The sequence below is a fragment of the Arthrobacter sp. R3-55 genome (genome assembly GCF_054161505.1).
On record NZ_CP096423.1, the window covers coordinates 4671584 to 4694110 of the forward strand.

Genomic DNA, 22527 nt, shown 5'->3' on the forward strand with positions numbered 1-22527 from the left:
ACCCCCGATCGCACCCGTAACCTCTGGAGCGAATCGCGCGAACAGGTGCGCCCTTGGGCTACGGGTGGCGCGCCAGGCGGGAACAGGTGCACCCGGTGCGGTCTTAACGGGGAATGAATCTTTGCCGGCTTGGCGGTTTTTGTCCTGACGTATCACCGCCTTTCGGCGTCACAGGGGCCGGATCCCGGACATTTCGTGTCAGCGGACGCCAAGGTCTGGCATGCTGGACCCCATGGCTAGCCGAGCGGGCACAGTTGCCCTTCCCCAGGACCTTGTTGACATCACAGCCCTGCTGGACGCGTATTTCGACGTAGCTCCGGACTTGGACGATCCCACGCAACGCGTGGCATTTGGAACGTCGGGACACCGTGGATCCAGTTTGAAGGCATCGTTCAACGAGCCCCATATTCTTGCGATCACCCAGGCAATCGTTGAATACCGCGGCCGCCAGGGCATTACCGGGCCGCTGTTCATCGGCCGAGACACCCACGCCCTCAGTGAGCCGGCCCAGAATTCCGCTCTCGAAGTACTGGCCGCCAACGGCGTGACCGTCCTGGTAGACGCCCGCCACGGCTACACTCCAACACCGGCCTTGAGCCACGCCATCCTCAAGTACAACCGCGAAGCCGCGCCGGGCACCCCCCAGGCCGACGGCATCGTGGTCACCCCCAGCCACAACCCACCCGGCGACGGCGGCTTCAAATACAACCCTCCCCATGGCGGCCCGGCCGATACTGATGCCACCGGATGGATTGCCGACCGAGCCAACCAGCTCCTGGAGAACGGCCTCCGTGGCGTCAAGCGCATGCCGCTGAACGATGCCCTTGCTGCCGACACCACGGGCAAGTTCGACTTCCTCAGCAGCTACGTGGATGACCTCCCGTCGGTGCTGAACCTCGAGGCGATCCGGAACGCCGGTGTCCGGATCGGGGCCGATCCCATGGGCGGCGCCTCCGTTGACTACTGGGGTGAAATCGGCGAGCGCCACCAGCTCAACCTCACAGTGGTGAACCCCACCGTCGATCCGCAGTGGGCCTTCATGACCCTCGACTGGGACGAGAAGATCCGCATGGACTGCTCGTCGCCGTCGGCCATGGCGTCCCTTATTCAGCGCATGGCCGCTGGTGCCGATGGCACCGCCGCTTACGATGTCGCCACAGGTAACGACGCCGACGCCGACCGCCACGGCATTGTGACACCTCTTGTTGATGGAGTGGGCGGGCTGATGAACCCGAACCACTACCTCGCCGTCGCCATCGATTACCTGTACCGGAACCGCAGCGGCTGGAACCCGGAGTCCGTTGTGGGCAAGACCCTGGTTTCCTCCTCGATCATCGACCGCGTTGCCGGTGGACTTGGCCGCAAGCTGGTTGAGGTCCCCGTGGGCTTCAAGTGGTTCGTGCCCGGGCTCCTCTCTGGCGAAGGTGCCTTCGGTGGCGAGGAATCGGCCGGCGCATCCTTCAACAAACTCGACGGCAGCGTGTGGACCACGGACAAGGACGGCATCCTGCTGGCCCTTCTGGCCTCGGAAATCACGGCCGTCACGGGGTCCTCTCCGTCACAGCTCTACAAGGGCCTCACCGATCAGTTCGGCGCACCCGTTTACGCCCGCATTGACGCCGCGGCTACCCGCGAACAGAAATCCAAGCTGGGCAAGCTGTCCGCCTCCGACGTCACCGCCACGTCCCTTGCGGGCGAGGAGATCACGGCCAAGCTCACCGAGGCCCCCGGCAACGGTGCCTCGATCGGCGGCCTGAAAGTGGTCACCGAGAACGCCTGGTTCGCGGCCCGCCCCTCCGGCACCGAGGACGTCTACAAGATCTATGCCGAGTCCTTTAAGGGTGCAGACCACTTGAAGCAGGTTCAGGAAGAGGCCAAGGCGCTGGTGGACGGGGTCATCGCCTAGCTCCACGCTCTCGCACCTCCCGCGGGTCACAAGTGAACCCTCTCGCACCTCCCGCCGGCCTCAAGCGAACCCTCTCCCACCTCCTGAACTGGTCCCCGATTGTTGGACTGGCTATTGGGATTTTAGGCTGCGAGGGTCTGGGCCCGGTATTGGACCGGGCTCTGGCCTTCGAGTTTGGTGGAGATCCTTTCGTTGTTGTACCAGCGGATGTACTCGTGCAGTGCTGTTGCCAGGGCGTCGGTGCTGAGAAACCGGACGTGGTGGAAGAGTTCTTCCTTGAGATGTCCGAAGAAGTTCTCCATGACCGCGTTGTCGTAGCAGTTGCCCTTGCGGGACATTGACTGGGTGGCGCCGGCTTCGCTGAGCAGTTGCCGCCAGAACACGTGCTGGTATTGGAAACCTTGGTCCGAGTGCACCAACGGTTTTTGACCCGGTTCCAGGCAGGTGATGGCCTGACGCAGCGAGGTGTTGGCCAGTTCCAGGTTCGGGGAGTTACCGATGGAATAGGAGATGATTTGCCGGTCGAAAAGGTCCATGACGGGTGAAAGGTAGAGCTTCCGGTCCCCGACGCGGAACTCGGTGACGTCGGTGACCCACTTCTGGTTCGGAGCATCGGCGTCGAATTCCCGGTTCAGCAGGTTCGGTGCAATCACGCCCTGTTCGCCTTGGTAGGAGTTATAGCGTTTCCGCTGCCGAACCTTGCAGCGCAGGGCCAGGGCGCGCATCAGTTTCAGCACGGTCTTCTTCGCCACCGTCCAGCCGTGCTTCACCAGCTCGGTGTGGATGCGGCGATGTCCGTAACGGCCGTGGTTGGTCGTGAAGATCGTTGTGATGGCGCTCTTGAGAGCTTCCTTCGGGTCCGGGGACAGGAGCCGGGCCTGATGGTAGAAGAACGTCGAGCGGGCCAGCCCCGCGACCCGCAGCAGAACCGGGAGCGGGTAATCAGCCTTGAGAGCAACGAGGGCTTGAACCTTCACCGTCGTTCCTGAGCCCTCAAGGCCCGCAATTTTCCCAAGTAGGCCACCTCAGCCCGCAACAGTTCGTTCTCCCGACGCAGTTGCTCAAGCTCCGAAACCTCCGCAGACCGCGGAGCTGCCCCGGACTTCACGGACGGCACGGCACCAGGCTTCCGCGAGGGCACGGCCCCGGGTTCCCGAGAAGGTGCGACCTTCGGCTTCGCTGGCGTGCCGTTGCGTTTTGGCCGCAACCCATCCTCACCCGCCAATCGATAAGCCCTGACCCATTTCTGCAGCAGTTGACGTGAAGACAGGCCCGCTTCAACAGCCAAGTCCGGCCCGGTTTCGCCCGCCAGGAACCGCTGCACCAGCGCCAGCTTGACCTCGAAAGAGTATGACTTCGGCGCCTTGGTCACCAACACTCCTCGCCCATGAATCCTCCATAACCCATACAGTCCCCTGACCGGCACAGGCGGCGCATCCAAGTACCGGGCCGCCGCCCGATACCCCAGACCCCTTTCAAAACACGCTACAGCCGAGACCCGCTGCACCACAGACAAAGAACTACGCGAACACATAAAAACTGCTCCCCTCAAATCGGAACTGAAATTCTCAGTCCAACTTCAGGGGAGCAGTTCATCCCGCGGGCCTCAAGCGAACCCTCTCCCACAACCCACGGGTCGGACCAAGCCGGATTCGAACAGCTGGGGGCGCACCCGAGCGGCGTGAGGGAAGGTTCGAACCCACGGTTCTGAACGCGGGTGATAGAGGGTTGGTCTCAAGCCCGAGGGATGTGAGAGCGCGCCGACCTTAAGCCCGAGGGATCTGGTAGAGGGTCGAGGGTGCCGGCAACGCAAAACGCCCGCTCACAGGACAGTGAGCGGGCGTTTTTGCTGCGGAGAACTTGGGCCGTCCGCACTTAGACAGTGGGAACTTATACGGCGCGAAACTTAGACGGTGCGAACAACGTCCTCGTAAGCGAACTTCGGCTTGGCTTCACCCCAGGCATCCGGGCGGGGCTGGCCAATGTTGACCACGAGGAAGCTCTTCTGGTCGCCGGCCGGGAAGAATTCGGCGTCGATCGCGGAGAAGTCCGCACCGGTCATGGGGCCGGCAGCGAAACCGAGCGAGCGCACGGCCAGGATGAAGTAGCCTGCCTGCAAATGAGCGTTGTTGTTGCCCGTAGCAGCGGCGAAAGCGGGATCGGCGTCGTACATGGCCTTGGGCGCGCCGTAGGCGGGCAGGAACTTGTCCCACTGACCCTGCCAGTCGGTGTCGTAAGAGAGGATGGCGACCAGCGGAGCGGAGGCGGTCTTGGCCTTGTTGCCGTTGGAAAGGGTGTCCACCAGCTTGGCGCGGGCCTCATCGGAGCGGACATATGTCACGCGGAGCGGCTGGGAGTTGAAGGCTGTGGGGCCAAACTTGGTGAGCTCGTAGATGGCGCGGGCCTGCTCCTCGGTGACCTCACCGGCGAAGCTGTTGGCGGTACGGGCTTCGGCAAAAATGGCGTCGACTGCTGCGGCGTCAATGACTGCTTCTTCGTGGGCGATCGTCATTTCGTGAACCTTTCGCTGGGCCTGACCCTGAGCCGGCCGGGCACTTCTGCTTTCCATGGTTGCAACTTCAAGTTCCGTTGTCCTCTTCCCATGACGGCCCGTGACGTTGGGCACACAGCGTGACTCCGCGTGTCGTTTCCTTGCGTTGTGAGGCCCGCTTTGCGCGCTCCCCAGCGCGCGGGGCGCGTAGAGCGGGCCCCGCAATGGCGGTAATGTTGCACCGAATCCCAACACTCTTCTGAGGAAGGCCCGCCATGAGCATGCTCGGCATCAAATGGAAGCTCCACGGCAACGGCAAGTCCATTCGCCCCGGCCACGTGGTGGCACCCGATGAGCGGCTCGCATGGCCCCTGACCATCGGCATCGGCATGCAACACGTGGTGGCCATGTTCGGCGCGACCTTCCTGGTCCCCATCATCACGGGCATGCCGCCCGCCACCACCCTGCTCTTCTCCGGTATCGGCACCCTGCTGTTCCTGGTGATTACCAAGGGCCGGGTGCCCAGTTACCTGGGTTCGAGCTTCGCTTTCATCGCCCCGATCATGGCGTCCCAGCAGCAGTACGGCGTCAGTGGCGCCTTGGGCGGCGTGGTGCTTGCCGGCGTCGTACTGGCGCTTATTGGTGCGGTGGTGCAGAAATTTGGCGCGGAATGGATCAACCGGCTGATGCCGCCGATCGTCACGGGCGCCATTGTGGCGCTGATCGGCCTCAACCTGGCGCCGGCTGCAAAGGCGAACTTCGACCTCGCACCCGTTACCGCGCTCATCACACTGGTGACGATCATCTTGGTTTCTGTTCTGTTCCGCGGGATTCTGGGTCGCCTGAGCATCCTGGTGGGCGTCGTAGTGGGTTATCTCGTGGCAATGATGCGGGGCGAGGTGTCCTACGAAAAGATGGACGCCGCCGCGTGGATTGGCCTGCCGCTGTTCCAAACGCCCGAGTTCCACATCGGCGTGGTGGGCCTGTTTGTTCCGGTGGTGCTGGTGCTGGTTGCTGAGAACGTGGGGCACGTGAAGTCGGTGGCCGCGATGACAGGCCAGAACCTCGACGGCGTCTCCGGCCGCGCGCTGATGGCCGACGGCGCCGCGACCGTACTTGCCGGGTTCGGCGGCGGCTCCGGTACCACGACATACGCGGAGAACATCGGCGTCATGGCCGCCACCAAGGTTTACTCGACGGCGGCCTACTGGGTGGCCGGTATCTTCGCCATCCTGCTGAGCTTCTCCCCGAAATTCGGCGAACTGATCGCGACCGTCCCGGCCGGCGTCCTGGGTGGTGCTGCGACCATGCTGTACGGCATGATCGGCGTGCTTGGCGTGAAGATCTGGGTGCAGAACAAGGTCAACTTCTCCAACCCGATCAACCTGACCACGGCTGCTGTTGCCCTGATTATCGGCATCGCGGACTACACCTGGACCATTGGCGAGCTGAAGTTCACGGGCATTGCCCTTGGTTCCGCTGCTGCCCTGGTGATATACCACGGCATGAAGGGGCTGGCTCGCTGGCGCGGGACCGTCGCTGAGCCGGAGACCGAGACGGCGGGGCTGCCGCCTGCGGTGAAGTCGGCGATGAACGCTGCGGCTAAGCGGGGCGGGAAGAAGGGGAAGTAGGGGTTGGCCTTGTGAGCCAAGCCACCCGGCATCTTGGGCGAACCGCCCGGCACAAAACCGCCATGCCCTGCGGGGTGGTCGAATCAACAACTCCACCGCATCTCAGAACTCAAGTCCACCTTGTTTCAGATTCTCAACCGACGGCCCGACTGCCAGACCCCAGCGAGTATGCTCATTAGGTTTGAGAACCCACTTGCCGAGAGAAGCGCAAATATGGACTGCCGCCTTGACCTGCTGTCGCCTGTAGCGTTGTCGGCCTACGTCACGGCTGCTGTGACAGCTGCTTCCTTCATCGTAGGGTCGAGGCTCTTGGCGAAAGGACGTAACGGAGCATGGCGAACGAGGCCCCTGTCGCAATTCGCGACGCTGCCCTTAATGATCTTCGTTGCAGCGGCGTGCTCAACACTTTTCCTGCTTTTCTACGGGCTGGCCTTTCAAGAATCCACTTTTTATGGAACCCCAAGCCAAAAGTGCGGTACTCCGATGGAGAGCAACATGTCAGGCGGTTCGCAGGGAATTCGAGTTCCAACTATCACAATTGCAATCACCTTGTTCGGCGGATTCTTGTTCGTCGCCTTCACAGTTCTCAAATATCGAAGTCACACACAGTCCGAACAAAAGCTAGACTTGGAAAAGGCTGAAGCAAAATTACGTTCCACCGAGCACTATGACGAGCGATTTGCAAAGGCTGCAGAGATGCTAGGGGCAGAGAATGCGGCAACGAGACTTGGAGGGGTCTACGCACTTGCCGCATTGGGTGATGAATGGAGTGAGAATCGACAACAGTGCGTGGACCTACTGTGCGGATACATGCGGAGCCCCGTTCCCACGAATTCTACTGAGAAGACTCCATACGTAACAGCGCCGAAACTAGCTCAGCGATCACTCCTGAGCCGTCCCGAAATTGTTGCTCACCCTTCAAAGCACGACCGGGCGTCGTACCGGGCTGAACGGCAAAGGGTTGGTGATGAATATGATTTGCACGCCCGCTCCGACGAAGTCGAGGTCCGGAGAGCCATTCTTGCCTCAATTGCCCGAGGAACAAGGCGTAGCCTAGATGACCCTCGCACCTGGTCCAACATGAGCTTCGATTTGAGTCGATGCTTCATTGAAGCTTTAGACTTCTCCAACTGCATTTTTCAAAAAAAAGTTGACTTTAACGCAAGCATCTTCCACGGGAACACCAATTTGCGTGAAGCAACTTTCGGTGCCAATGCGCAGTTCGATGGTTGTCTCTTCATGGGGCGAACATGGCTTTCTAAGGTTACTTTTCAGGGAAATGCTTGGTTTCGTGCATCCGAATTCCTCAAAGAGGTCCGGTGCGGAGGTACAAAGTTCCAATCTGGCACGATGTTCAGCTTCACAAATTTCAGCCTTGTTCCCTATTTCAATGACAATTACCTCGGATTGGCAGACGCGGACCACGAAATACCTTTCGCAACATTCGACGGGATGATCATCGAGTCTGAATCGCCGTCTGAGTCGGAGGATGGGGAGGGCTTCATCTCGGCATGTCCAGACACCGGCGACCGTCTGCTATGGGAGAGGTTCGAATGGATAGACCCCAGCTACACAGTAATCTGTGAGTGTGGGGACGAGCACGCCGCCACAGAGTTAGCGAGCCAGCCGCAAACCTTGATATCACCACGGCACTGAGCACTAAAGCAACGATCAGTTGCGATCCAATCTCATCTGTTCTTGCCGAACGGACATGATATAGGCATTCATCATTCCGGCGTTGCCCGGCACTTGCAGCCGCCGCGACCGTCCCCTATGTCCATGGTTGAGCCGATGCTCTCAACAGTCACCGACTCGCACAGTAAACCGCGAGGCGTTCGCCCACTCATTCTTGAGTACTGCGAATTGGGGGTGTTCATTCAAGGACTCTCCCGCGGCGGATGACGAGATTTTCAGTCAAGACGCAGGCGGCGTCAAAGCCAACACAGTGCTGAAACGTCAAGCTGTCTCCGGCCCGAGCACTACGGACAGTCAGGCCTCCCCCGACTCCGGACACGGATCCGGCAAAGGCGCCAACCTCACACCCCCACCTCCGCCATGAACGCCGCGCGCCGCTGCAGGACATCCGCAGGGTCCCATCCCGGCCCGGGCATCGAGGAGATCAGCAGCTTTGTGTAACTGTGCTCCGGCGCATTCAGCACTCGTCCCGTTGGCCCCTGCTCCATGATCGAGCCCCGATACATGACCAGCACATCGTCGGTGACCTCGGAGACCACTGCAAGGTCGTGGCTGACGAACAACAGAGCGATTCCGGACGAAGAACGGATCTCGTTCAGCAAAGCAAGAATCTGCGCCTGGACAGACACATCCAAAGCTGACACCGCCTCGTCCAACACCATCACGGACGGCTCAATCGCCAAGCACCGGGCGATCGCCACCCGCTGCCGCTGACCACCACTGAGCTGGTGGGGCTTGGACTCACCGTGCTTGACCAACAGACCCACCTGATCCAGAAGCGCAGCAACCCGCGATGAACCGGAATCAAGACCATGCAGCTTCATCGCCTGATCCAAACACTGCGCCACAGTGAGCCGGCGATCCAGCGAACCGTACGGATCCTGAAACACCATCTGGATCTCCTTGGCACGCCGCAGGCGGGCCGCGCGTCCTCGTTCCCGAGTCCCAAGCTGCCGTCCCCGCACGTGGATAGTGCCGGCGTCGGGCGTCTCAAGGCCCACCAACATACGGGCGATAGTGCTCTTACCCGAGCCCGACTCACCCACCAGCCCCATGGAACCACCCGGCGGGATGGTGAAGCTGACGTTGTTGCAGGCCACAACGTTGCCCGCACCCACTCGGAAGGCCTTCTGCAGACCCGCGACCTCCAGGACGTGCCCGCTCATGATGCCCTGCTTTCTGAATTCGGAAGATGGCCGATGGCCGGGACGGCCGCCAGCAGTTGCCGGGTGTATTCGTGTTGGGCCCCGTGGAAGAGGTCAGCTCCACGCAGTTCTTCCACGATCCGCCCCCGGTACATCACGTACACCCGGTCGCAGTAGGCGGCGGCCAGATGGAGATCATGGGTAATGAGCAAAACTCCCAAGCCGCGCTGCGTCTGAAGGTCACGCAGAATTGCCAGTACTTCCGCCTGCGTTGTAACGTCCAGAGCACTGGTGGCCTCGTCCGCCAGCAGCAGCTTCGGCTGTCCGGTGAGCGCGGCAGCTATTACAACACGCTGGAGCATGCCGCCGGAAAGCTCGTGAGGATACTGGCGCATCCGTTCTTCCGGCTGCCGGATGCCCACAGCGGAAAGGAGCTCCACCCCAGTGGCCGCGGCCTCGGAGCGGCTAACGCCCAGCACATGAACCAGCCGCTCCGTCAGAGAGTCACCAATCCTTCGGACCGGATTGAGCGCAGCGCGGGGATCCTGATGGATCATGGCAACTTCCGAGGATCGAACCCCGTGGAGCTCCGCCCGGGTTGCGGCAAGAACCTCCGTCCCGCCCACCGTTATGGAACCGTCGACGGCGGCCGTTTCCGGGTACAGCCTCAGCACGGCTCGCGCTGTGGTGGACTTCCCCGACCCGGACTCGCCTACAAGTCCCACCACTTCGCCGGCGTCAACGGAGAGACTCACGTCGTCGAGGATCGGGTTCACCAGGCCGTTCGCAGTGATGGTCAGGCTGAGATTTTCTATATTGAGCAGCATTTTCCTACCTCTCAAACCGTGAGTTCAGGCGGTCGGACAGCCGCACACCCACCACGTTGACGGCCACCACGACGGCGGCGATGGCGGCACCGGGAACCAGCGTCGGCCAGATGTGGCCCTGGATGATGCCGGACTGGCCTTCCTGGACCATGAGCCCCCATTCGGAGCTGGGCGGTTGGGCGCCGAAGCCCAGGAAGCTGAGAGTTGCGAGGCTCATGAGTCCTTCACCGAACAGCACCACGAGGTACCCGAGGAGCGGCGGAGTCAGGTTGGGGATGATGTACCGGACGCAGAGGAAGAAGCCGCCTACGCCCTGAACGCGATACGCATCCACATATGGACGAGCCATCTCCGCGAGCGCCAGGGATCGGGTGAACTTGGCGATGACGGGGGCGTAAGCCAGCGCTAGGGCGACGATCGCCGTCGCCGGTCCTTTGCCGAACACGGCGATCACCAGCACCACGAACAGGAGGCCCGGGAAGGCGAACATGACGTCGGTAATGCGGGCCAGCACCACGTCTATCCAGCCGCCGTTCCACGCGGCAACGGTTCCAATCGTCACGCCGAAAACCGTGGCCAACGCCAGCAAGGCGAGCGGTCCGAGCAGTGACTCCCGGGCGCCGTGGACGAGCCGGGAGAACAAGTCCTGGCCCACTTGGTCGGTGCCGAGTACGTGGACGCCACCCGGCGCCTGCCAGATCGCGGTGAAGTCCACCGCATTGGCGGCGTAGGGGGCCACCCAAGGTGCCAGCAGTGCGGCCGCAACCACAACGATCAGGAAGCCAAGGCTCAGAAGATACGCAACGTCGCGCTTCTTCCTGCCAATAACCGGGGTGGACGCCAACGTGGACGTCGAAAGGGAGCTCATGATTTCTTGTCCTTTGCCTTGATGCGCGGATCAAGCAGCGGGTGCACCAAGTCCACCAGCGTGGTGACCACCATGTACGTGATCACCATGTAGAGGAGCACGGCCTGCACCACGGGGAAGTCGTGGGTGTTGATGGCGTCCACCAGCAGCTTGCCCACACCGCTGATGCCAAAGACGCTTTCGACGACGACGGTTCCGGCCAGCATGCTGGCCACCACAAGCGCCACCATGGTCAGGATCGGGCCCCAGGCGTTGCGCAGGACATGCCGTCGGATCAGCTTGGACGGAGCCAGCCCGAAACTCCGGGCCGCTTCCACGTGATCCATGGACAACTGCTCCACCATGGATTGCCGGGTCACCCTGCTGACAATGGCGACGGCGCCAACGGCCAGGGCCACTGCAGGCAGCGCAAGGTGGTGCAGCCGGTCCAAGAATCCTTCGCCGGCACCGGAAACGGGGAACCATCCCAGTTGCACGGAGAAGACGGACACCAGCAGCAGTCCAATGACGAACGAAGGAACGGAGGCCGCCAGCGTCGTGGCTGCCGTGATGGTGGAGTCGGTCCGCTTGCCTTGGCGCAGCGCGGACAGGATGCCCAGGCCGACGCCGGCCACGATGAACAGCATTGATGCGATGGCTACCAACGCCAGGGTTGCGGGAAGTCGCGTGGCCATCAGCTCGGCCACCGGCTGATGATACTGGAAAGACGTGCCGAGGTCACCGATGAAAGCCTGGGATGCCCACAGCCAGTACTGGACCACCAGGGGCTGATCCAGGTTGTACTGTGCCTTCACTTCAGCGACCCGCTCGGGGGTGATGTTCTCCGGATTGCCAATCAGGAATGTGACCGGATCCCCCGGCGCCGCATACATAGCGGCGAAGATGACAATCGAGCTCACCACCAAGGTCAGGATCATTCCCGCGATGCGGGTTGCTGCACGGATCATGGCATTACTTCTTGCTGCTGCCGACGTCCGCGGCCCACGGGTAGTAAAGGAACGACGCCGACGACGGTGCCCCGCTGATGTCCTTCGACATCGCGATGGTTGCTGGTGTGTGAGCCACAGGAATCCAGACGACGGCGTCCGTCCACTGCTTCTCCAGATCGATGGCAAGCTTTGCCCGGGCCGCGTCGTCGGTGGTGGCCTGGGCTTCCTTGACCGTGTTGTCGTAACTCTCGCTGGCGAATTTCACGAAGTTCACCTTCGCTATGGAGGCACCGTTCTTGTAGAAGCCAACGGGGTCATTCTTGGAGATGTAGTACTCGTCGGAGAAGAGATCTGCTTGAGCTCGCAAGGAGGCGTCCGAGTAGAAGTCCCCGTACTGCTGGCGCGGGATCGTGACGATTTCAGCCTTGAGGCCGATCTTGTGCGCCGCTTCAACCAGGGCGCTGGAGATGACGTTGCGGATGGAGTCGCCGCTGTTCGCCACCACGATCGGTTCCGCAGGCACGCCCGCTTCCTGCACCAGCTTCTTTGCCTTTTCCAGATCCTCGTTGGACGGCTGGGCAGGCGCCCCTGCCAGGGCTTCGTATGCTGCGCTGAAGGTTGGTTCTTCGTAACCCCAAGCACCCGGCCCGACAGGCGCCTTCCAAGGTTTGGCCAGTCCTCCGAATGCGGCCTGAGCCACGCCTTGCCGGTTCAAAGCCAGGGACAGTGCCTGACGGATCCGTTCATCCTTCAATGTGCCGCGCTCTGTAGCTATGAGAGACCAGACGTTGGTGGAAGGCCCCTGGGCGATCTGGACTTTGTCGCTCTTCTGCAGCGGTCCCGCCGTCGCCGGGCTGTCCAGATACGAGCCTTGGGCTTCACCGCTGGTCAGGGCGTTCACGATCGCGTTGTCATCAGCCCAGCGGAAGGTGATGGTGTCCGCCAAGGAAGCGTTGTCGGCATCCCAGTAATCGGCGGACTTAGTGAGCGTGATGCTGGAACCGGCTGACCACTTGTCCAGTTTGAGGGGACCAGAACAAGCATCAGGGGCCGACGGCGACCCGTAGTTTGCGCCTTGTGCCTCCACCACTTTTCGGTTCAGCACGATTCCGCCGTTGCCGGCCATGGCTTGGAGGAAAATAGCGTCCCGTTGCTTCAGGGTGACAGTGATTTGGTTGTCACCTGTCTTTGCCATGTCGGTGACGTTGGCGTATTCGTCGGACTCGTCGGCGCCCTTGGCTGCGTGGCGTTGCATGCTCCAGAGCACGTCGTCGGCGGTCATTGGGGTGCCGTCGTGGAAGGTCACGTCGTTGCGGAGTGTAAAGACCACTGTGGTGTCCGAGGTCCATTCAGCTTTCTCGGCCAAATGGGGCGTGGTGGTGAGATCCGGCTGGAGCTGCATCAGCCGTTCGCAGACGTTGGACATGACCGTGTTTTCAGCTGTTGCGCTGTCGATATCCAAGTCGAACGTTGCGGGCTCCTGGGTGATCATCCAAGTGAAGGAGTCGATCTTGCCGGCGGCTTCCGATGTTGTAGGACCGAAGGAAACATCGGTGGGGGTGCTCTGGGCCTGCGGACCTGCTGCGTTGCAGGCACTGAGAGCCAGAGTGAAGACGGCCGCGCCGGCGATCACGCCGGTTCGGGCAAAGGGCTTGAATCTGTCGTTGAGTTTCACAGTGATACCTCTGCAATGGTGGGGTTGAAGGAGTCGTGGGCGGAACCAGGCCCGTCGTAGAGGTTCCAGGGCATTTGTTCGTAGTGGTGGTCGCACGGTGGTCCGTTGGTGACCAGGTATTCGCCGGTTGTGAGGTCCACGCAGCTGGAGAGCAATGTGGCCCACTGGCGGACACGCGGGCGTCGCTCGTCCGGGTGGGTGCACACGGATTCGGGGTAACCCAGGTGGTCTGACATGGCTGACTTGATGAGTTCCCGGGATTGCCCTGTGCTTGTGGCAGTGCTGACCCGTTCCAGCCCGCGCCTCGCTTGGGGAACCCTGAAGAGGGAGTCCACGGAGACCGGCCGGTAGGTGGCCGCCAGTTGTACCGGCATAAACGCTTCATAGTGATTGCCGTGGACCAGTACTCCGGATTTCTCCGGGTACATCCAGCCGTTGCTTCCCGGTGTGGTCTCTACGTCAATGGAGAATCCGGAACGGTGGGACAACACCGCGTTGCTGGCGATGTGCGGTTTCTGGCGGAAGAGCGTATTCAGCGCATCCGGTAGTTCAGCCTGATCCAGGACCATGCGCCGTATGAATGTCTGCGGCATGCCGAGTTCGTCATTGAACCTGCCTCCCAATCCGTTGGCATTGAGGGCGATACCTGCGGAGTTTGCTCCGTGGCGGCCGATCTGGCCAGCCTCAACCTGCATGATCAGCGTGGGCTTGGGGTCTTGGACCACCCGTAGGATCATCACAGTTTCCTGCGCGCCGAAACGCCAGTCCCAGTTCTGGCCGACGTACATGTGGCCGTCGCCGGAAGCCCCGTCAGTCAAAACGAACGAGGTGCACCCGTCCACGTCGTCGCGCTCTTCAGGCTCGGGCGCCTTCGCGAAACCGGCGTCGTAGATGATTTCGCCGCGGAGGTTCAGCACCATGATGTCCAGGACGTCCCTGCCGCTGCCTTCAGCGATGCCGCGCATTTCTGTGACCAGATCCGGGGCCGTTTCCGTGCACAGTCCCATCCAGCGTCCGGCCCGTCCGCGCAGCTGATCCCAAGTGAGTCCCGTCTGCTGCTGGAAAGCCTCGGTGTAGAAATCGATGGCTTTCGTAATCAGGTCTGCAGCAGCACTGCCGTACTGACGCCCCCGTTCCAGCGGAGGTCCGGAGATCTCCACGATCCTCAAGGATGTGTTGTTCATATCCGTAGGGCCTTTCATTCGGTTGGGTCTCACTGTGATCCGGTGTTGGAAGGGGTATCTTTGGAACAACCGTTACAAGTGAGGGCTTCTTTAGAATGAACAATACATCCAATGTGACTTCTGTAACAGACGTTACGAAAAATCGGGGCATGATTAATCTGCGTGGTCGTGTCCGCGAGCATTGGGACAAGCTCTCCAAGGCCGAGCGGACAGTGAGCACATTCCTCACCAACAGCTCTCCCGAGCGTCTTCTCTACGCGAGCGCGCAGGAGCTCGGCGCCGAGAGTGGGACCAGCAGCGCCACGGTGGTCCGCACGGTTCAGTCCCTGGAATACTCCGGATTGCAGGAACTCAAAAGGGACATCGCAACGCCCTTCACTTCAACGGTGGCGCCGGAAGTCCGCATGCAACAGCGCATCGACCACATGGGTGCCAGCATCGAAGACATCTGGTACAATGTATGGTCCGAGGCCAAGGACAGGCTGGAACTCGCCTCCAGTGCCGACCCGGCGGAGGCGATCGCTCCCGCCGTCGAACTTCTCATGAGAGGTTCCACGATTGTCAGTTACGGCGTGGGCGCGTCCGGAATCGCAGCACTGAACCTGGCACTGCGCTGTAACAGAATCGGCAGGCGCGCACGATGCATTTCCAGCGACGGATTCCGGCTCGCGGATGATTTGCTCCAGCTTGGAAGCCAGGATGTGGTGGTCGTCTTCGCGCCGGGACGGGTAACGGTCGACGTCGAAGTGCTGCTTAAGCGGGCACGCTCGGTTGGTGCGTCCGTCGTCTTACTGACGGATGAGCCCGAGTCGGCTTTGCATGACCTGGCCGATGCCGTAATCCTCGCCCCACACACGCCGACAGGCATGACTACGGAGGCGTTGCCGTCGATCGTGCTGAGTGACGTCCTGGTTCAGGCGCTGGTTTCCGTGGATCACGAGCAGGCCGTGGAATCGTCGCACCAGCTCACGGCATTGCGCGAGCAGCTGGGGTACTAAGCCCGCCGATCACCACGGCCTACAGTGGACCACTCAAGGCCCTTGCGACTGTGGACGTACTGACTCCCAACGTGTCAGCAATCTCGCTGAGAGTCATCTTCTTACTCCTGAGGTTCCGCGCCGCTTCCAATTTGTGCGGGGTCATCGCCGGTGGCCGCCCACCAAGGCGCCCGCGGGCCCGGGCGGCCGCGAGCCCCACTGTGGTTCGCTCGGACAACCTGCTGCGTTCATAGTTCGCTATGGATTCGAACAACCCGAGGATCACCCGACCGTGCTGGCCTCCGGTATCCAACCAAGGTTCCGCCACTACCCGGAAAGTCACGCTCCGCTCGGCCAGCAGCGCAATGATGCCCACCAAGTCCGAGGTACTGCGTCCCAGCCTCGTCAGGTCACTCACCAGCAGCGAGTCCCCTGGCTTGAGTGCCTCGAAGCAGGCCCTCCATTGCTCCCTGAGCTCAGTTGCCCCGGTTGCACGCTCCTCATAGACATCCACGGCGCCGGCCGCTTTGAGCACCTGGACCTGATCCGCAAGGGACGGACCAAAGTTGCTTTCCCTGGCGTAACCAATAGAAATATTGAGTCTTTCCAATTTCCCAAAAACCCCCATTTTTGAGTTGAAACTATTTGAATACCGTATTGAGTTTTGACACATGCGTATCCGTAAATATGCCCAAGAGATACGCGGCGCTCACAAGTGCCCGATAATGACTTCTGGAAAGCGCATCCGCGGCCCTGCCATGACTGGAACCACAGGATCTGCCTCGCCAGTATGACACAGCAAAATTAGAAACTAAAACAATTTTAAGAAAGTCCTTGATGTCTCTTGTCACATTATCGACCAGAAGTGATACTCGAGTTACAACCGGCAAAGTGGCCGTGTAATTATCACCTAGGGAGGAGGGATGATGATGAAAAGCAACTATTCTGCTCCGCGTGTAGCGCGGGTGGGTTCGTTCCGTGAAGTGACAAACGGTGTTTGGTTCGGACGCTGGCGCGACATCTTCGGCGGTCGGGCATTCGTTAAGGTCGACATCGGCTGATAGCAGTACAGAGGTACGAGCGGGAGCCTCGTCATCGCGACGAGGCTCCCGTTCTGCATCAGGCTTTCATCCGCTCCATCACACGTCAGGTGCCAGGACACAATGCCACAACTCTTCTTAGCCAGCAGACGCAGTGCCGCGGGATTGATCGACGAATCCACGGCCTTGCCGCCCAGCGCCGATGTCATCATCCTCGATTCCAAGCTCAGCGAGCGGCAAGTGAGGGATTCCGCGGTCCCCCATCATTCACGTGATGACGATGGCGCAACGCCGAGATTCGCCCGCGCCACCACCGGATCAATCTCAACTGCACAGACTCTGTACTGGACTGACATCGGCGGAGCACCCATTGCCTCGACATCCCAGGGAGCACTGCGGCGGATTGCCCACAGCAAGCTAGATGACAGCCGGGTCCGTCTGGCCCTGTGCACAAATTTGCCTGGCTTCCTGCGCCACCTTCCCTTCTGGGAAGGAATCAATACAGTCAAACCAGGTTCCACGCTCACCTACCGCAATGGGCGTCCCCAGGTGCTGGATCAGGCAGTTGCGGCGGGCCACCCCAACCTAGATCTACCCGAAGCGGCTGAACTGCTGCTCGCTGAGCTGACACGGTCTATGGAACGCCGCATTCTGTCCTACGGGACATTGAGCGCTGATGTGTCGGGCGGCATGGACTCCACCAGCCTGGCCTACATACTGAATTCACTTCAGGAAGACAGCATTTACTACCATGCGGGTACGGACGATCCTCATAACCGGGATAGCCAGTACGCACGCCGAGCAGCATCGGAATTACGCGGGGATTTCACTGAGTTAGAGTCGCTGACCGCCACAGCAGGCGCGTTCAGCGACTTCGATCAGAACATCCAGGGCATCGATGACGGCCCGCTGGCATGGGCCGGGAATTCCAAGCACCTTGGGTTACTGCTAATTGATGCCTCCCAACGTGGGGTCAAGGCTCACGTGACGGGCGTTGGCGGCGACGAATTGTTTGATCCACTTCCCGTGACGGCCCTCGACCTCCTCACGACGTCATCATGGAAAGCAGGTCTTCGTATAATTCGCCGGCTAAGGAAAATGCAGCGGTGGTCCACGCTGGCTGTAGCCCGAGCGGTGGGGTCCAACGTCAACTTTGAAACTGAAATGCTGAGGCGCGTTGAGGCCCCGGCGGGGAACATCGTGGGGCCCGCTGAAGCTTTCTCGTGGGCACCCGGATTCGGCATCTCCAAATTCGCCACAGCAGAAACCCGGGAAGTAGTGGCGGAAAAAGCGAAGGATGCGCTCAGACAAGGAGCCAGTCCGCACCATAAAGATCGCTTCAGGCATCAGATGACCGAGGCCATCATGTTCCAAGGCGAAATTGTGCGGCAAGTAAATCATGCCTACGAACACCTCGGCGTCGCTTGGGAGGCGCCCTACTTGGACGATGCGGTAGTCCGTCTCGTTCTGAGTCTGCCTACAGACATCCTCATTGGAACGCGCGGCAACAAACCGCTCCTGGCACGGGCGACGGTGCCTGTTGCCCCCCGCTGGTTGTTCACTCGCGAAGACAAGGGTGAATACAGTTCCGACCTGTTCACCGAGTACAAGAAGCGTCGACACGATCTGTCCCGCCTCTTCGACGAAAGTTATCTGGTGGACATGGGCCATATCAACCCTGACGCTGTACGCGATGCCTTGAGCATGCCGGTAGTCAGCACGGATGAACTCTTTGAAATCGAACAACTCGCCGGCGTCGAGAGATGGGTCAGGACCATTCAATGAGGAAGAAGACAACCCGCACCATTGCAGCGGGAGACGTATTCCAACCTTCACCGAAAATCACCTTCAACATAGATGATGACGGGGTAACGGTCTTCGACGCCCGCGGCGGCACTTACTGGCGTGGAAACGGCACAGCAGCCGACGTCATGGCTGCAATCGACCAAAACCTCCAGGTGGGTGACGTCGTTGACAAAATCTCTGAATCCTACGGAGTTGACCACAACCGTGTTCGCCAGGATGTCCACGCTTTGATTGGTGAACTACAGCAGTCCGGAATTATCCGAAGGGTCAGGCATGAGCCTTCCCATTAGTCCACAGCCGACCGTCGTGCCACAGGGGCTGTTCCGGTTGCGGACTCACACGGTGGTCGGCGTCGCCTGGGTGATGACCTTGCTGCCGCCGACGCTTCTTCAGTCAGCTCTCAATGGCCTTTCGCATCCAGTTCGTTCCACCAACGCCCAACAAGCACGACTCATACGGGCGGCCGTATGTGCCGTTAGTGCCCGCTGCGCCGGCGAGGGGTGCCTGCAGCGGTCGATCGCAGCCTTCATGCTCTGTCGAATGGAAGGTCACTCTCCGGGATGGAAAACGGGATACCAACTTGAGCCCTTCGCTGCCCATGCATGGATTGAAGTGGACGGGGTGCCGATCGACGAGCCGCATCGTATCCGCAGCTACGTCCCTGTCCTCACCGTGGCTCAGCCCGGAGAAACGAGCAACAAATGAAGACCACAGCCAATACCTCTCGACGTGCCGGACTGACTGAATTGTTCCGTCACGTAGCCGTTCAACGCCGACTCGTTGTCCTCATCGTGATCCTCAGCCTTTTGGGATCTGCGCTTTCTTTGGCACAACCTTTGCTGGTCCGTGAAGTGATCGACCGAGTCAGCGCTTCCAAGCCCTTGGAACTCCTGCCATGGCTTGTTGGTGGGCTCATCCTTGTGGGGGGAGTTCTTGGTGGCATCAGGCAGTACCTAATCCAGCGCACCGCCGAGACCGCCATCAGGAGGTCTCGCCACAACCTCATCGACCACATCCTTCACCTTCCGGTTCCCACATTGGACCAGCGCCGCGTAGGCGATCTTGTGGCACGCGTGACGACGGACACCACAGTGATACGGAACATGCTGAGCCAAGGCTTTGTGGAATCCTTCGCAGGTGTTTTCACCATCATCGGCGCACTCGTGGCAATGCTCTTCCTGGACCCCGTTCTGGTGATCATTGCCTTGGGAGCCGCTCTGGTTTCGGTCGCAGCAGTCGTTTGGGTCACCTCCTACATCGAACGCGCCAGCCTCGGCGTACAAACTGCCCTGGGGAAGCTCTCGTCCTCCATGGACCGCGCCATCCGAGCGACACGAACTGTGCGTGCAGCCAACGCAAGTACACGTGAATCCCAACGCGTTAAGGAAGACGCGAACAGCGTCTGGACCATTGGACTACGCGTCGCGGCCACTACAGCATTGGTTTCCCCTATTTCCTCCATCGCCATGCAAGTGACCTTCCTCGCCGTTATAGGAGTCGGCGGGCTAAGAGTGGCATCGGGCGAATTGACGGTGGCCGACCTCGTTTCGTTCATTCTCTTCCTGTTCCTCCTCATCATGCCCCTCGGCCAACTGTTCGGCACCGTGAGTGCCATAGGGGAAGCGCTTGGAGGCGTGGCGCGTATTAACGAAATCCTGCAGCTCCCCACCGAACGGGACACACCCGTCGTTGCGGGCAACACGGTCCCCACCATCAGAGATTCCAGCCTGGTTTTCCGTGGTGTGAGCTTTGAGTACGACCATCCTTCCGAGGAGACGGAAGGGTCCAGTCAGCGGTCAACGTTGAGCGATGTCTCATTCCAGATCGGATCAAGTCAGCGAGTTGCAATCGTTGGTCCTTCCGGGGCAGGTAAGAGCACTATCCTGAACCTCATCGCCCGCTTCTACGATGCTTCCGATGGGCAAATCTTGTTCGGCGGAACCGACGTCAACCAAGTAGCCAGGTCAGCGGTCCGGGCCAACATCGCCTATGTCGAGCAGGACGCACCCGCTGTTGCCGGGACCCTCCGGGACAACCTAAACATAGGGAGTCCGGATGCCTCCGACGAGGACATGATGGCCATTCTTGAACGACTGAATCTCACATCTATCCTTCGGAGGTCAGAACTTGGCCTCGACGCGGAGGTCGGTGAAGGAGCCGTGCTCCTCTCCGGAGGAGAACGGCAGCGAATTGCTGTGGCCCGGGCCTTGCTTGCAAACCCTTCGATGCTTCTTCTGGACGAATCGACCTCCAACCTGGACGGGGTGAGCGAGGAAAGGGTGAGGGAACTCATCGCCGACGTAACTTCGGGGTGCACCTTGGTCATCGTTGCCCACCGCCTCGCCACCGTGCAAAGCTCTGACTTGATCCTGGTGCTCGATGAAGGCAAGGTCGTGGCAAGCGGTACCCATACAGAATTGATGCAGACGTCGCCTCTTTATCGGGAACTCGCTCAGAACCAATTCCTGACAAATGAGATGGCCTATGAAGCAACGACACCCGAGCACGACGCGCAGCGCTGATCCAGAAAACGTTCGCCCCTCCGTAGTCCGGGAAACGATTATTCGGGTTCTGCTAAACGGTCTGGTCGGCCTCATTGTGGTGGCCGGGCTTTGGATCACCGTGGTTCCGCCGGAATCGCCAGGACGGCTGGTCCAGCTGGCCCTGGGGGGCCTTGTTGTCCTCGGGCTCTGCCTTCGGTCCCGGTTTCCGTGGCTTGCCGCTGCCTGGACCGGCGCCGTCACGGCGGCGGGGTGGGCCTTAGGAATGACTGAGGATCCTTTCCTGCTTACCGGGCTCTGTCTCTACATCGCCGCGGAAAGATTCGGGACACGCCTCTTTCCTGCATGGTTGATCGCGCTGGAAATTCTTCTGTTCGCATCCTTGCTTCTTGTCTCCGCCGAGGGCGCCGAAGCGCGCATCCGGGGAATTATCCTTGGCGCTGTCATCATCGGGGCAGCGTGGGTCTTGGGAATCCGCACCCAGCGCATGCGGTACGAAACCGAGCGCAATGCCCGCGCGCAGGAACGGCTTCGGCTCGCCCGTGATATCCACGACGTGCTGTCTCACACCCTGGGAGGGATTGGACTGCGGGCAGGTGTCGTGGCCCATGTAAAGTCGTCCACCACAGACGATCTACGATCCGCGCTGCAGGGCATCGAGTCCGACGCCCGTGACGCGTTGAGACAACTCCAGGTCTTGATGCGCCGGGAACGCAGTGAAGCGGCTGACGACACTCCCCTGGGAAGCCTTCCGGAACTGGTGCAGGAGCTGTCGCAGCCGGCCATACGAGCCGGGATATCTGTTGTGATCGACGCCGACGAAAGTACCCAGGGCCTTCCGGCCGCGCAGCGAACCACCGCGTATCGGATCATTCAGGAGGCCCTGACAAACGTGATCCGTCATTCCGGAGCAAAAACCTGCCGGATCACCATCAGGACCGAAGGCGACGACCTGCGAATCAGCGTCCTCGACGACGGTCCGGGGGCAGCATTGGCTTCCAAGAACGGTCACGGACTCACAGGAATGCGTGAACGGGCTGAGTTATTGGGCGGAACCTTTCAAGCAGGACGGGAGGCCAATGGATACGGGGTGGCTGTTTCACTGCCGGGAACTGCAGCGAGGGTGGAACACCGATGAACGAGATCAGCGTCCTCATCGCAGACGACGATGCTCACATCGGGACATCGCTGCGCCTTTTGATCGAGGATGAGCCGGACATGACGGTGACCGCCGTGGTTGTGGACGGCGCAGAGGCCGTAGAAGCCATCATGGATCATCAACCCGACGTGGCGTTGATGGATGTTCGAATGCCCCGGATGACCGGTCTTGAAGCTGCGGGGGTTCTGGCATCACGGAAGTCCCGCACCCGGCTGGTCATGCTGACCACCTTCGATATGGATGACTACGTCTATCAGGCGCTCCGCCAGGGTGCCTCCGGCTTTCTTCTCAAGAACGCGCCGTTGCCTGACATTCTCAAGGCAATCCGAACCGCACATGAAGGAAACGCCCTCCTCGCCCCAGAGATCACCCGCCGCCTCATAGACCGCTTCACTCTGGGCCCGGCCGCACACGAACGCATCAGCGAACTGACAGTTCGCGAACGCGAAACCTTGACCCTCATCGGACAAGGCGCCTCCAATAACGAGATAGCAGCGGCCCTGTTTCTCACGCGAACCACTGCGCGGACTTATGTGAGTCGAATTCTGACAAAACTGGGCGCCCGGGACAGGGCACAACTCGTAGTTATCGCCTACGAAAGCGGCTTGGTCGGCCCCTCGACCGTCTAATTTGGGTGACACAACTGTCTACACCTGCAGACAGACAAGCGGTGCCGGGCCGGATTGACTTGAG

21 protein-coding genes are annotated in these 22527 nt (G+C 60.6%); 11 read left to right on the forward strand and 10 right to left on the reverse strand.

Features of this window, described 5'->3' with window-relative positions:
* The first annotated feature begins 232 nt into the window (after window positions 1–232).
* Window positions 233–1906 carry a phosphoglucomutase (alpha-D-glucose-1,6-bisphosphate-dependent) gene (gene pgm / locus M1D51_RS21400; RefSeq protein WP_458107957.1) on the forward strand — a complete coding sequence of 558 codons (1674 nt, stop codon included), beginning with the start codon at window positions 233–235 and terminating at the stop codon, window positions 1904–1906.
* Window positions 1907–2028: 122 nt separating this feature from the next.
* Here the strand turns inward: pgm and M1D51_RS21405 are convergent, their stop codons facing one another.
* From M1D51_RS21405 to M1D51_RS21415, 3 genes are all read right to left on the reverse strand, one after another.
* Window positions 2029–2883, reverse strand: a complete 855-nt coding sequence (locus tag M1D51_RS21405; RefSeq protein WP_458107040.1) for an IS3 family transposase — start codon at window positions 2881–2883, stop codon at window positions 2029–2031.
* Window positions 2880–3278 (reverse strand): helix-turn-helix domain-containing protein, encoded by a 399-nt coding sequence (locus tag M1D51_RS21410; protein WP_458107041.1) that lies wholly within the window; start codon window positions 3276–3278, stop codon window positions 2880–2882. The genes M1D51_RS21405 and M1D51_RS21410 overlap by 4 nt, the downstream gene beginning before the upstream one ends.
* 534 nt (window positions 3279–3812) lie before the next feature.
* Complete coding sequence (locus M1D51_RS21415; protein ID WP_458107958.1) at window positions 3813–4418, reverse strand: malonic semialdehyde reductase; 606 nt, start codon at window positions 4416–4418, stop codon at window positions 3813–3815.
* Window positions 4419–4672: 254 nt separating this feature from the next.
* Here M1D51_RS21415 and M1D51_RS21420 point away from each other — a divergent pair, with 254 nt between their 5' ends.
* Window positions 4673–6028, forward strand: coding sequence for a uracil-xanthine permease family protein (locus M1D51_RS21420; RefSeq protein WP_311212601.1), 1356 nt, complete (start codon window positions 4673–4675; stop codon window positions 6026–6028).
* 375 nt (window positions 6029–6403) lie between these two features.
* Complete coding sequence (locus M1D51_RS21425; protein ID WP_458107959.1) at window positions 6404–7684, forward strand: pentapeptide repeat-containing protein; 1281 nt, start codon at window positions 6404–6406, stop codon at window positions 7682–7684.
* A gap of 380 nt (window positions 7685–8064) precedes the next feature.
* Here M1D51_RS21425 and M1D51_RS21430 read toward each other — a convergent pair whose 3' ends face one another.
* From M1D51_RS21430 to M1D51_RS21455, 6 genes are read right to left on the reverse strand one after another with little or no spacing between them, the layout of a single operon-like run.
* Window positions 8065–8889 (reverse strand): ABC transporter ATP-binding protein, encoded by an 825-nt coding sequence (locus M1D51_RS21430; protein ID WP_458107960.1) that lies wholly within the window; start codon window positions 8887–8889, stop codon window positions 8065–8067.
* On the reverse strand, window positions 8886–9695 hold the full coding sequence (locus M1D51_RS21435; protein ID WP_458107961.1) for an ABC transporter ATP-binding protein: 810 nt from the start codon (window positions 9693–9695) through the stop codon (window positions 8886–8888). The genes M1D51_RS21430 and M1D51_RS21435 overlap by 4 nt, the downstream gene beginning before the upstream one ends.
* A gap of 4 nt (window positions 9696–9699) precedes the next feature.
* Complete coding sequence (locus M1D51_RS21440; RefSeq protein WP_458107962.1) at window positions 9700–10563, reverse strand: ABC transporter permease; 864 nt, start codon at window positions 10561–10563, stop codon at window positions 9700–9702.
* The gene (locus M1D51_RS21445) at window positions 10560–11510 is read right to left on the reverse strand and encodes an ABC transporter permease (protein ID WP_458107963.1); all 951 of its coding nucleotides are present in this window, start codon (window positions 11508–11510) and stop codon (window positions 10560–10562) included. The genes M1D51_RS21440 and M1D51_RS21445 overlap by 4 nt, the downstream gene beginning before the upstream one ends.
* Before the next feature lie 4 nt (window positions 11511–11514).
* Window positions 11515–13167, reverse strand: coding sequence for an ABC transporter substrate-binding protein (locus M1D51_RS21450; RefSeq protein WP_458107964.1), 1653 nt, complete (start codon window positions 13165–13167; stop codon window positions 11515–11517).
* On the reverse strand, window positions 13164–14351 hold the full coding sequence (locus tag M1D51_RS21455) for a C45 family autoproteolytic acyltransferase/hydolase (RefSeq protein ID WP_458107965.1): 1188 nt from the start codon (window positions 14349–14351) through the stop codon (window positions 13164–13166). The genes M1D51_RS21450 and M1D51_RS21455 overlap by 4 nt, the downstream gene beginning before the upstream one ends.
* Window positions 14352–14500: 149 nt before the next feature.
* Between M1D51_RS21455 and M1D51_RS21460 the strand changes: the two genes are divergently transcribed.
* Window positions 14501–15349, forward strand: coding sequence for a MurR/RpiR family transcriptional regulator (locus tag M1D51_RS21460; RefSeq protein WP_458107966.1), 849 nt, complete (start codon window positions 14501–14503; stop codon window positions 15347–15349).
* A 19-nt stretch (window positions 15350–15368) separates the two neighbouring features.
* Here M1D51_RS21460 and M1D51_RS21465 read toward each other — a convergent pair whose 3' ends face one another.
* Window positions 15369–15956, reverse strand: a complete 588-nt coding sequence (locus M1D51_RS21465) for a recombinase family protein (RefSeq protein ID WP_458107967.1) — start codon at window positions 15954–15956, stop codon at window positions 15369–15371.
* A gap of 301 nt (window positions 15957–16257) precedes the next feature.
* Here M1D51_RS21465 and M1D51_RS21470 point away from each other — a divergent pair, with 301 nt between their 5' ends.
* The 7 genes from M1D51_RS21470 to M1D51_RS21500 all read left to right on the forward strand — a co-directional run bounded on the left by M1D51_RS21470 (window position 16258) and on the right by M1D51_RS21500 (window position 22463).
* The gene (locus M1D51_RS21470; protein ID WP_235036171.1) at window positions 16258–16389 is read left to right on the forward strand and encodes a lasso RiPP family leader peptide-containing protein; all 132 of its coding nucleotides are present in this window, start codon (window positions 16258–16260) and stop codon (window positions 16387–16389) included.
* Window positions 16390–16491: 102 nt separating this feature from the next.
* Window positions 16492–18153, forward strand: a complete 1662-nt coding sequence (locus tag M1D51_RS21475; RefSeq protein ID WP_458107968.1) for an asparagine synthase-related protein — start codon at window positions 16492–16494, stop codon at window positions 18151–18153.
* Window positions 18150–18464, forward strand: coding sequence for a PqqD family protein (locus M1D51_RS21480; RefSeq protein WP_458107969.1), 315 nt, complete (start codon window positions 18150–18152; stop codon window positions 18462–18464). Before M1D51_RS21475 ends, M1D51_RS21480 begins: the two co-directional genes overlap by 4 nt.
* Window positions 18448–18879, forward strand: a complete 432-nt coding sequence (locus M1D51_RS21485; RefSeq protein WP_458107970.1) for a lasso peptide biosynthesis B2 protein — start codon at window positions 18448–18450, stop codon at window positions 18877–18879. Before M1D51_RS21480 ends, M1D51_RS21485 begins: the two co-directional genes overlap by 17 nt.
* Window positions 18876–20696 (forward strand): ABC transporter ATP-binding protein, encoded by a 1821-nt coding sequence (locus tag M1D51_RS21490; protein ID WP_458107971.1) that lies wholly within the window; start codon window positions 18876–18878, stop codon window positions 20694–20696. Before M1D51_RS21485 ends, M1D51_RS21490 begins: the two co-directional genes overlap by 4 nt.
* Complete coding sequence (locus M1D51_RS21495; RefSeq protein WP_458107972.1) at window positions 20659–21813, forward strand: sensor histidine kinase; 1155 nt, start codon at window positions 20659–20661, stop codon at window positions 21811–21813. The genes M1D51_RS21490 and M1D51_RS21495 overlap by 38 nt, the downstream gene beginning before the upstream one ends.
* On the forward strand, window positions 21810–22463 hold the full coding sequence (locus M1D51_RS21500) for a response regulator transcription factor (protein ID WP_458107973.1): 654 nt from the start codon (window positions 21810–21812) through the stop codon (window positions 22461–22463). The genes M1D51_RS21495 and M1D51_RS21500 overlap by 4 nt, the downstream gene beginning before the upstream one ends.
* Window positions 22464–22527 lie beyond the last annotated feature (64 nt).